An 11,998-nucleotide genomic window follows, 5' to 3' on the forward strand; every position below is an offset into this window, starting at 1 on the left:
TATACCGCGATTGATAGTAATAGTCAGGGGAACTCTCAATAAAATGTATTGTGCTGTAATCCTCGGATTGAATAGTTATGTTGCCCCATCTATTGAAAAGTATCACCTTTCCGCCAATCGACTGATAATAATCAATTGCATCCAATATTCCTCCCAAATTTGGCGGAATCCCCAAATCTTCACCACGCCCCGATTCACTTCCTACCACAACTAATTCATAATCCAGAAAATCATATAGATTTAACCTTTCCGATTCAGGTAAATAATTGTAAGCCGTATCTGAGTAATATTCGAAATCAAAGGGAGATAATGATTCCCGCAAATACTCGCCGGTTACAACTTCATTAACAAGTAAGTTGCTGGAAATATTCGATCTATTAACAGCAAGAATTTTCCCTGGCGTCAATGTTGCTACTTTTGCGATTAATGGTTCCACACCAACGGTATCGGAGATATTCCCACCCTGATCCACGGCAACGATATAATATGTATGAAAATCATCACCCAGAGAATAATCGTTATCAGCAAAAAAAGTCTCGTTAAGTTGAACCGGCAGCCTTTTGCCATCTTTTATAATGGCATAATGACTAAAATCTAATTCAATATCGTTATTTCCCGTCCATTCAATTTCCAGATAGCGCAAGTTTGGTTTAATAATAATATCGCCGGGCCGGCGCGGAAGATAATGCGGAATAAGGGTAATCGTATCTTGAATCGGCGAAGCACCATATTGGTTATGACCGACTATAGAGAATGAATATTCGGCATCCTCATAAAGGTTGATCAGGGTAACGCTGGTAATGGGGTTTGGCACATCAATTGAATCTGAATGGAATGGCGAGTCTGATTGATAATAAATCCGGTAAAAATTCAATCCAGCCTGAAATTCCCAATTCACCTGAAGAGATTTTCCATCGCCGACGTCCATTCCTGAGAGATTTCTGACCTTTGATGGCAAATGAGCTGTAACATAGGCGGTCGCCAATGAGGCTTTAACCATACGAGTCATATAGTCGAAATTAATATAGACTGCGCTATCGCTGGGCAAATGGACATGTGGAGTAAGGTATTTTTCGATGACCAAGGCGGCATCAAAACCCAATTCTAAAAAAGGCAGGTGGTCGGAACCAAGAATTTGGGTAGTCAATTCCGCTGAAATACTGGCGTAGGATGCCGCCAATTCCCTCCATATCTCTGAATATGAAGATACCGGACCATGGCATAATTTTGCCTCGTGATTATTTAAATCGCATCCCAGCATATCAAGGCTCATCATGTGAATTATATTATCATTGCGATCAAGCGCTTTTTCCGCATAGTACCGAGAGCCCGCGCCCATTGTTTCTTCTGAGTCGAAGGCAATAAATATTATTGTGTTTTCCGTATCAATATCTGAAAGAATGCGCGAAATTTCCAAAATTGCAGCCACACCGGTTGCATTATCATCGGCTCCGGGACTACCCTCTTGTCCATCATAATGTGCGCCGATTATTATTTGCCGACCTGGCGAAACCTTGCCCAATTTAGTAACAATAACATTAAAGCAACCTTCCTGAGGTACCAGTTCCCATGATCCATTATTCAAAAACCACCTATATCCAACGAACTCATCTGCATATAAAGAATCATATCCATAAGAGTTAAACTGTTCAATAATCCAATCTCGGGCAGCGTGACAAGAATCTGAACCGGTCAGGCGATCCCCAAGGGCTTCCAATCTTAAAACATGCGACTGCAGTGTATTTTGATTGACCTGATTTATCAATGGCTCCAAATCATATTCGCCCGAAATCCTATTTGTGCTCAATGAACTTTTTCGACGATACACAATTTTGGGGATTGTATTATAAATGGGGCGCAAATTAGACGACTTACCCAGGCCTTCAATGTTATAATAAATCCGTAAATTATCCTGATGAAACAGTAAGGGATAATCTGGACCTATATCAACTCCAGGATGCCAATTCATGGCCAAATCGGTTAAGTTTACCCCCGAAGCTACATGGAATAGATTAAAATCCTTGGCGTACATCTTTTCTGCATTTGTTGAGTCAACTAAAATAAGATATCCATCTGACAACATGAAAAGCGGTTGAATATCGAGTGAATTCAAATAATCGGCATCATTCTGGCTGGTAACTGATACTTTATATAAGTCAGCAGAAAATACAGGTATTATCAAGACAAAGAAAAAAAATGGGAATATTGAAAGTAGTCGCGGCGTCATACATTACTCCTGACACCCCCTTTGGATGTGTAATCGTTACTAATTCTCGAATCCAAAGAATATAATAGCCGAGAACTCTATTCTCATAATAGAAAATATGTCTATCGCCATTATTGTCAAGCAAAATCATTGCGCCGCTATCCCCGGTTATTGGCAGAGACCGGGGCCGCCTTGCAACCTCCCTTTTGATTCATCTGTATGATTATTTCGCGCAGGATGAATGATACAAAAGTCCCGTCAGTTCCTGGGCGCCAGAGGCGAGTGTGGATTGATGGATAAGAACTGCCAGGTTACAATTTCGCTTCGCCAGATCAAGACCTGTCAGAACAGAAACCATATTGATTTCATGGCAGACGGGGACATCCGCCATGCACGGATTAATTTACTACATAAATGCCTTGAAACAATAGTGCATTAAAAAACCCTCCCGATTCCGAGAGGGCTTTTGATTAAAAGGAGTTACAAAAATTCTTATACTTTTTGGATAGTAAAGGCGTCCACTATTTCACGGAGTTCTTCGGCCTGGCGATTCATATTTTGGGCTATATTCGAAGATTCGTCGGCTTGCTCGGACGTGTCTTTTGAAACATTCGATATCACCTCAATGCGCTTGGTGACCTCGGCGGCCACCTGTGACTGTTGCTCGGCGGCGGTAGCGATTTGCTCAATCATGCTCATGACATTATGCGACATTTGTTCGATTTCCGACAGGCTGTTTCCAGCTTCATCGGCCAATTGACGACCCTTTTCGACTTCTTTAATTCCCGATTCCATGGAACTAACGGCCTCATTGGTCCGGGTTTGAACTTCCTTGATGACTTCCGCTATTTTACCGGTGGCTTTTGCGGTGCGTTCGGCCAGATTGCGAACTTCGTCGGCAACCACAGCGAATCCGCGACCCTGCTCACCGGCGCGAGCGGCCTCAATAGCGGCGTTGAGAGCGAGCAGGTTTGTTTGGCTGGCGATATCTTCGATTACGCTGATAATTTGACCGATTTTATCGGCCGCTTCTGCCAGTTTACCAATTGAGCCGGCCGATTCGGCGACAACATCGGCAACGGAGTTCATCCCCTGGATTGTCCGGCTGACTATTTCTCCGCCTGAAGTGGCTGTATCTGATTGTTCCCGGGATGCTTCCGAAGCCTGTCCGGCGTTTCTTGACGATTCCATGATTGTGGCGGCCATTTCATCGATTGACGAAGCGACCTGATGAATATGTTCCGTTTGGCTGCGGGCACCGTCATTCATTTTGTTTGAGGCATCTGAAATATCAGTAGCGGCGACGACGAGATTACCGGCGCTGGTTTCCAATTGACGCACCATATCGGTCAGGTTCTCGACCATGGAACGGAACGAATTGCCCAGGGTGTCTTCGGCCGATTTTGCTTCAACTTTGCAGGTCAGATCACCACTGGCTATCCGTTGTGCCTGTTCCGATAGATATTGGAGATAATCCTGAAGGTTTCTGAACGTATCCGCCAAACGGCCCAGCTCATCTTTCGAGCGGTAATTAACCTCAAAATCCACATTTCCTACGGCCAATAATCCGGCGCAATTTTCGAGTTCCTGAATCGGCCTTGACAGAACCCGCTGAAGATTGAAAGCGATAAAAATACCCACTACGGCGCTTCCCAGAAGTACATATAAGCTGATATTTATAAACCAGAACATGCGGGCCTGCAGTTTATCGAGGTCGGACCTGATCCAGAGAGTACCGATAACTTCATTTCCGGAACTGATATCGCGTTTGATTATGAAATAATTATCCTCGAATAATACACCGTCATCGGGCATATTGGGTAAAGTAGCCGGTGGAGGGGAATCATCGCGGGCATATTTTGCAAATTCAGCGGCATCTGTTGTTTGAATCACGGACCAGGCGATTTGAGGATCGCGTTTTGCGGATTGCAATATTTCTTCGGCCGAATCGTTGTCCTCAAAAGTTACCGCGCTGGCGCAATTATCAGCCATGATTTGGGCCAGGAGTCTCGTGTTTTGGACAAGCTCTTTTTGATAGTTTTCGCGGTCGGTAATAATAAAGGCTATCGATGCCAGTATTAGAGTTATAATGCTTGTCAGGACGATAACTAAAGTAAGTTTTACGCGAATTGAGAAATCATTGAAACGGGTCATCTTTACTCTCCCTATGTTGCCAATTACGGATAACCCCGCCCCATGGCACCTGTATAGACTACTATACAATATCGACCAAAGTAGGAATCTCATTAATCATGGATTCAAACTGACAGGATTATTGCATATTTGATAACTCATTTACAGACAACAGAGATTTTGATATAATAATCTCTATGATTATGCCCATTAATTTATTTGTGAGACAGTTTGCTCATTATTTATACAATTCTTGTTGTCCTGGTGTTTCAGATTCGCAATATTGGTATCGATAAGTTATGCCCTGATTTTCTATGGAACGATTTGAGAGGAAAGGGGTTAATAGTATAGCGGGCTGTCCCGATAGAGTAATATATGGGACGCGGCCTACCCAAAAGTCTTGTGAAGATTTCCGGCAGGCTTCTAATAAATTAGGTAAATGGAGAAAGATATATGAAGTGTTTAAGTGTCAGCTTATTTGCTTTGCTTTTTATGTGGGTATTAGTTAGCGCCGACGCTGATAGTGACGCTGAATATAAGTCCAAGTTTATCATAAATCTTGTCGATTATGTTGAATGGCCGGCCGGAGGCGATACCGATAATAAAGGCACAATCGCGATATCAGTAATAGGCGATTCGCCTCTGTTGCCAAAGCTGAAAGCCATGGCCGAGGCCAAAACCAAAGACGGCAAAAAAATAGTCATTAAGGAAAAAGTTATAAACGAGCAGAGCTATGATTGCCAGATTCTCTTTTTGGCATCCAAGGAAACCTCTGATTTGGCGAAGGTATTAAAAAAGGTCAAAGGGAACCCGGTTCTGACCGTTAGCGATTGTGAATATTTCGCCAACTACGGAGTCATGATTAATTTTTACAATGAAGAAAATGATGGAAAATCAAAAGTGAAATTTGAAGTCAATAAAGCAACCGTTAGTATGGCCGGGCTAAAAATCAGCTCCAAGCTGTTGAAGCTGGCAAAAATCATTTAGTCAAAATAGTCCTATGATTTAGACCCGTCATCGCTGGCGGGTTTTTTATTGCCTGAGAGTTTCTATAAATTGGTTCACAGATTTTCTATATTTGAAAATGATACTTCGATCAATCATATTGTATTTTGATATTGTTTCAAGTATCCTCGGGTGGTTAACTTTTTTGAATTCCCAAATCCATTTTATGAATTCCCAGTCAAATTTTTCAGGACATCCATCGGCCATATCGGGCCGCACCCTGCCGTAGCTTCGAATTATTCTCCCGGTAATATTCCAGAGACAATTTATAGTCGAAAAATCAAGATAAATAACCGCATCGGCTCGTTCGATTCGTTCCTTAAATGTATCTGTATAGTTTCCATCAATAATCCACTGGTCGAGTTGGATCAATTCGTTAAGTTTACATCGCCATTGCTCCGGCTCGGGTTCAAGCCACCCGGGATGCCAAAAATATTTATCGAGATGAAACACCGGAAGCTGTAGGATATCTCCCAGTCGAGCGGCCAGGGTAGACTTACCAGAACCGCCGTTTCCCAGAATTATGATTCGTTTGGCATGAGTTATATCAAACACGCGAGATATATACTCGATATTTGAAAAAGACGCAAATCAAAGATAAAAAAAAGACCGACCCAATCGGGTCGATCTTTAAGTCATTAAAATTAATTTATTGAAATTATTTGAGCAAGCTCATCTTTTTGGAAGTTGTAATTTCTCCGGCGGTCAATCGATAAAGGTAAATACCCGAAGCGACTTTTTCGCCGTTAGAATTGGTGGCATCCCAGGTTACCGAATGCTGACCGGCCGAGAAATATTTGTCAACCAGAGTTTTAACTCTCTGTCCGTTTATATTATAGACTTCCAATAGTACATCTTCCGCCTCGGGAATAGAGAATTGAATAGTCGTAGTAGGGTTGAATGGGTTGGGATAGTTTTGCTTGAGTTCAAAACCATCAGGTAAGGCGGCATCAATTGGCTTATGTGAAAAAATCATTTCGGCCTCATGATCAGAATGGGCATTGTCATCCTTGGTGTTAAATTCAATGTGGGGGTCGCCGGTAGCTTTTAGTTTTTCCCAGAATTCGGGATCGTTCTGATCCAGTTCGTAAAGAACACCCTCGGCGGTAGAGCCTTTCCAGATGATTCTATTATCGTCTTCAGGAGTATCGATATCACCACCCTCTGAAATAAAGATGGTAAAAGACCCTTCGTGGAGTCCTTTAAGCATTTCTATTTTTTGAACGGCCTCTTCATGAATACCATCTTCATCCATACGTTGCAAATGCATTTCGGAAAAAAATATATGTTTAGCATGTTTCAGAAGAGATACCATTTCGCCATCAGAAATTTCTTTAACTTCCTTTATTACACAATTACCGAGCTCATCAAATGTTTCGATAATAAGTTGCATTTCATATTCTGATTTCAGGTCAGTGATCGTCAATTCACAGGTCGCCTCGCAATCGCCAACCTTGTAATCGACATCACCCAATCCAAGAGCGACAAACAATTCAGTTATTTTATCTTCATCCATAGCCAGATTTTTATCGACTCCGGCGACGGCGACTTCATACCCTATAGTTCGGTCGAATTTAAATGGTATCAGGGTTGTGAATAGGAGAAGGATAATGACAGTTCCTAATGAAATACTCAAACGGGGGCGAGCCCGCAATTGTCTTTTAATAGCGCTCATAATTTTAAACTCCTCAGGTTTTTCGGACTGGCTCATTCCCGCGATTGATTCTATTCTTTTCCGCAGGTTGGCAACAGATACTCCGTCATTATCATCGATGGCCGCGACGGTATCCAAATCTCGACTGATTGTTCGCTCGGCCTGAGCGAACAGGGCGCACTCGGGACAGGATTGGATATGCCGCTTGATATCTTCATCCATTGATCCGGATGAGAGTTTTTGGCTCAGGTCGGCTATTCGTTTACGGGCTTCGTGACAACGCATACCTTGTCCTCTTGAAATTTAATGTTTTCGTTTCTCGATGAACCGGTCATTTTCAAATGCTTCATTAACGCCTGGCGCATTTTCCGGCGGCAGCGCGATAAACGCATTTTGACGGCGGATTGCGAAAGGCCTTTCATTTCAGCCAGTTCGGCGATGGTCCAGCCTTGCATTTCAAAGAGCGTAATCAGCGCTCGGTCAACCGGCTCGACGGCGCGAAACGCAATTTCAAGTCTGCGTCGGGCGGTATAAAGCGAGGTCGGGTCCTCTCCGGATACCGATTCAAGAAAATCCGGTGTCGAAGGAAGAACTTTCTTCCACCAGGGACTCTTGACGCGGTTCCGAAAAGAATTGACTATTATTCGATATAGCCAGGGTCGAAATGAATCGGTCGACTCCAGCCGCTCGAATTGTGTCAACGCCTTGACCAGAGAATCCTGATACAAATCGTCGCCGTCATCCCGGTTGTTAGTCAGCTTGCGACAAAACGCTCGCGCCTTGACATGTTCCGGTTCAACTAATTTCCAGAATAGGTCCCTATGTCGGTTCATCTGCACCTAAGACAGTTTAATCTTATGAAAAGTAACCGATAATTAAATCTTTTTACGCACTAAACACTATAATTGTTCTCCAAATAAAAATCCCGAATCGATATCCGGGGTTATTTTAATATACTTTGAGGGGATGTATATTTTTTACCGATCCTTCGTGTAAACGAAATTATCTCCAGGAAATTCAGGATAAAATATTTCGCCCCAGTATCCGGATTGCGAAATTTCACCGGCTTTTTGTCGGCAGATTGAATATCGTTTGTCAATATCATAAAGGACTACCGATTTTGGTTTTAGTTTATCAAGGACGTACTGAATTTCATCGTTGGGTTCATCCGGGCCGGGGACAACAATAAATGCCAGATCAATTGATTCCTGATTTTGGGCCAGACTATCGATTTCAATCTTGAAGTTATCGAAATTTTCGGGACGGAATCCGGCAAAATAAATTGTCAAATCGTCAACCGTTATCATATATCCGAGAGAAGTCATGCTTTCTGTCACCGGAATGGTTTTGATTCTCAATTCACCCAATTCGAAATTAGTTCCCGGTTCGAGATAGAACGAATTTTTGCAACCACGCCAGCGGTCGCCGGAATTATGGATATAGGTAATATTATCAAGAGTGTCTTCCAGTTGATGAATGTAGGCAGGCTCGCCGGGAAGACCATGATAGCAGGAATACAGAGCATAGATATTTTCATTTTCAATTTCTTCCGGAGTCAAAAAACCGTTTGCCAGTGAAGGTTCAGTCGGTCGAATTGCGGAAAATTCCTCAGCATCAAAAATAAGCATGGCATTTTTGGTTTTCACGGCCCAGCCGCGGTTGTTCAATTGCCAGGTTATAAGTTGACCTTCGGGTAATTCAGATTCCAAATAAGGAGACCTCTCGGAATTATCTGAAAAATCACCGGGTGTTCCGGATCCCCGCTCAATTAGAAGGTGAGAGATTTGTCCATGTCCGTATTTGCCCGCAAAATATCGGGGAGAATGATTCTCATTGTCTAATTCGTCAATATTGTCAATAAGAGGGAGGATTTTCGTGACAAGGTCCTTTATTCCCGCGATGCAGGCCAGATGAAGAAGATTACGGCCGGTTGAAGTGTCAATAAAATCAGTTTTGGCGCCGCTTTGAATCAGTAAATTGACAATATCCAATTTCCCCCGTTCAACCGCCCATTTTATAGCGGGGATACTGTTTGGACCAAGAGCGTTGATATCGGCTCCGTTTTCAAGCAAAAATTTCACAATATTTGTTTTCCCTCGTTGGGCGGCATCAGCCAGTGGCATCAAACCGTCGGGTCGATGACTGCGATTGACATCCAATCCGTGTTCTAATAATAATTGAACACCTTCAGAGGAACCAAACGAAATGGCGCTCATCAAATCGGTAAATCCATTTGGAGCCCTGTAATGAGGATCAAAATCTTGATCTAAAGAGATAATATACCGGGCAATTTCCAAATTGCCGCTCCGGACGCCAATAGAAAAGGCAAGATGGCGAGGTGACATACCGGCGCCGGAATTAGAGTTGCTGATTGAAGCGCCTTTTTCTATCAGATATTTAACCGTCTCAAAATTTCTACTGAAAATGGCATAGATAAGCGGAGTCATTCCCCGGCCGTTAACGGCTTCGATAGCCGCACCTTTTTCTACGAGTAATCGCACCAGGTCCGGATTTCCGTAATAACAGGCTATGTGTAATGGCGTATTCGATCTTTCATTAGTCGCTTGCAGGACGTTTTTATCCTGAGCAATAATTTGCTCAATGGTATTGATGTCGCCGGATTTGATGGCTTCAAATATATCCGCGGAATAAACGGTTGAGGCGAACAATATCATTATGATTAAAATTTTCTTCATCATTTTATACCTCCTTTGTCTCCTTCTCTCTCCAAAAGAAATTCCGGTGAGCTTTGCTTATGTTTCGTTAATTATTTTTGACTTGTCATATTCGCCGGAGGGTGGTTCGGGAATTTTCTGATTTGATTTATTGCCTGATTGCCCGCCCGAATCGGGCCCCACGGCCGGAAGCAAGTCGGGATCATTTCGGGCCAATTCGCGGGCCAGGGCCGCTTGAATGCCCCGGGTCATAATTAACACATTACCGTGTACGAATTTGAAATGCTTAAACAGCATCGGTCCGTGCGGCGTAACATCTCCCCAATCATCAATAGTCGTTAAAAAGATGGGCCCATAAGGACTATTCACATCCATGCATTTAATCTGAAGAGGTCCTTCAATTGAGCTGACCAGTAACGTGTCATTTTGCCTGGCGAATTTTATTGTAATATCAGACGGGCGCACCAAAGTATCAACGCGGCTATCCGATCCCATGGATGCAGCGGTAATGGCCCCATGTAATCGCAAATAATATATATCCCCCTCTTTTCCATAATCGGCAACTATGAATTGAGGATCAAGGCTCCTATAAATCCCGGTTGTGAGGGCACGGATGGTGTTATCGAAATATGCTCGGCTTTCGCCTTTCGGCAGGTTTTCCATTGTCAGCCAGGGATCATCGAAGAAGTCGGGCGTTAAAAACGAACTTTTAACCGATTCGAAATCGTATTCATAGTTTACAAAATCATAAAAAAGATTAATCGTCGATAGCATTTCGATATATTCATCCCTGCTTATTTTTTCGGACTGAGAGGGGTCAGCGAAAGTCGTAATAGCGCCTAAAACAACAAGAAAAACAAAGGCAATTGTAATTGCCAATCCAATTTTCAGGGCTTTCAGGCGCGGTCGCAAGCGAGATTTTTCCATAATAGACCGCAATCGCTTTTCAAGGCGGGAATTGCAGGCCATGGCTACCATGGATACGATTGGGGTTCGATTGCGCCTTAATTGATAGGCGACTTCAATTAATGAACGAGCATAGGTATCTGCTGAAATTCCCGCTTCAAGAACGGAATCATCGGCGGCCTGCTCCCGGTCAATATACAACCGGCGACGCACCAACCAGAATAAAGGGTTGACCCAATATAGCACGAGCGCCGCCTGGGATAATAAGGTCGAAAGCACATCAAGTCTTTTCAGGTGAATTAATTCGTGGGTCAAGATTATCCGTTGCTTTTCTTTTGACCAGTTAAAAAATTGCGTGGGAAGATAAACGGCGGGCCGCAATAGTCCCGATGCAAAGGGTACCGGGATTTTCGCGCCCATATACAATTGGATTCGGGATTTTATCTCAAGCTCATTTCGGCATTGATTAAATAAGGATTGAATGTGATTATCCATGACCAATGTGGCCTGATTTTTGAAATATCGCGCGCAACAAAAGCCGAAAAGAATTTTTATGATTATGGCGATTGTCCCGATAAACCATGCCAGGCCGATATAGTATTTCCAATCGAATTTTGAAACTTCTGTCGGCGAAGATGGCCCCGCGGCTGTATTTTGAATGTCCGTCGCAGAAACGGTATGAGCCGCGAATTCGGGAAGCGGCAAATTGATTCGCGTTAACGGGATACTATCGGGGAGAGTAATCAAATTTTGCAGGGGAGCCAGAAAATATATTATCGGCAACAGCAGAACGGTAATAACAGCCAAACTCAGAATAAAATGACGCAGAGAGGCTGAAGTCCGGGAGCGAAACAACCCGATGAGAAGCGCAATCAGTAAAACCAATCCCGTTTTGAGAAAAATATCCAGAGCGTCCTTGAACTCAACCATTTCAAATACCGAATTTAGACTCGCGCTAATCATTTTTCCTCAGTCCGTGCCTTTTCTATAAGATGTAATAAACGATTGTAATCATCCTCAGCCATTTTATTACCCCGCATATTAATCAACGCGGATATGACATTTTCAGCTGAATTATTAAAAAAGGTAGTCATCAAATCTTTGAGAGCCAAAGTCCGAGCTTTTTCTTTAGGTATTTTCGGAAAATAGATATACCGCGGACCCTGCTGCTCATGATAAATAACATTTTTCTCCTCAAGGATACGGAGTTGAGCCCGAACCGACGAATAGCTGGGAGGGTCGGGTAATGATTTATGAATTTGCCCGGCGGTGGCCGATCCCTGACGAAACATGATCTCCATGATTTGTCTTTCACGACGGCTTAGATTTTTCAGTTTTTTTTCTTTCATTTCAACTCCCGGTTGACTCATTATACGCTGGTTTGACGAAAAAGATGCTAATATTTTACCATACTGCTAA

General features: G+C 43.1%; 9 protein-coding genes. 1 reads left to right on the forward strand and 8 read right to left on the reverse strand.

The window, feature by feature from the left end; translation table 11 throughout:
• Positions 1 to 2,227 (reverse strand): M28 family metallopeptidase (locus tag V3V99_14125; protein ID MEE9443796.1); only part of this gene is annotated, 2,227 nt, incomplete at its 3' end.
• A gap of 471 nt (positions 2,228 to 2,698) precedes the next feature.
• Entirely contained in the window at positions 2,699 to 4,360 is a 1,662-nt protein-coding gene (locus V3V99_14130; GenBank protein ID MEE9443797.1) for a methyl-accepting chemotaxis protein, read from the reverse strand.
• 432 nt (positions 4,361 to 4,792) lie between these two features.
• On the opposite strand from V3V99_14130, the gene V3V99_14135 reads away from it, so the two are divergent.
• Positions 4,793 to 5,326, forward strand: a complete 534-nt coding sequence (locus V3V99_14135; GenBank protein MEE9443798.1) for a YfiR family protein — start codon at positions 4,793 to 4,795, stop codon at positions 5,324 to 5,326.
• 45 nt (positions 5,327 to 5,371) lie between these two features.
• On the opposite strand, the gene V3V99_14140 is transcribed toward V3V99_14135, so the two are convergent.
• From V3V99_14140 to V3V99_14165, 6 genes are all read right to left on the reverse strand, one after another.
• A complete protein-coding gene (locus V3V99_14140) occupies positions 5,372 to 5,899 on the reverse strand; it encodes a topology modulation protein (protein MEE9443799.1) in 528 nt (175 codons plus the stop codon).
• 103 nt (positions 5,900 to 6,002) lie between these two features.
• Positions 6,003 to 7,283, reverse strand: coding sequence for a FlgD immunoglobulin-like domain containing protein (locus V3V99_14145; GenBank protein ID MEE9443800.1), 1,281 nt, complete (start codon positions 7,281 to 7,283; stop codon positions 6,003 to 6,005).
• Complete coding sequence (locus V3V99_14150; GenBank protein ID MEE9443801.1) at positions 7,253 to 7,831, reverse strand: RNA polymerase sigma factor; 579 nt, start codon at positions 7,829 to 7,831, stop codon at positions 7,253 to 7,255. The genes V3V99_14145 and V3V99_14150 overlap by 31 nt, the downstream gene beginning before the upstream one ends.
• A gap of 144 nt (positions 7,832 to 7,975) precedes the next feature.
• Entirely contained in the window at positions 7,976 to 9,697 is a 1,722-nt protein-coding gene (locus V3V99_14155; GenBank protein MEE9443802.1) for an ankyrin repeat domain-containing protein, read from the reverse strand.
• Positions 9,698 to 9,751: 54 nt separating this feature from the next.
• Positions 9,752 to 11,542, reverse strand: a complete 1,791-nt coding sequence (locus V3V99_14160) for a M56 family metallopeptidase (GenBank protein ID MEE9443803.1) — start codon at positions 11,540 to 11,542, stop codon at positions 9,752 to 9,754.
• Complete coding sequence (locus V3V99_14165) at positions 11,539 to 11,928, reverse strand: BlaI/MecI/CopY family transcriptional regulator (protein ID MEE9443804.1); 390 nt, start codon at positions 11,926 to 11,928, stop codon at positions 11,539 to 11,541. The genes V3V99_14160 and V3V99_14165 overlap by 4 nt, the downstream gene beginning before the upstream one ends.
• Positions 11,929 to 11,998 lie beyond the last annotated feature (70 nt).

The sequence above is a fragment of the Candidatus Zixiibacteriota bacterium genome (genome assembly GCA_036480375.1).
Taxonomy (GTDB): Bacteria; Zixibacteria; MSB-5A5; order GN15; family JAAZOE01; genus JAZGGI01.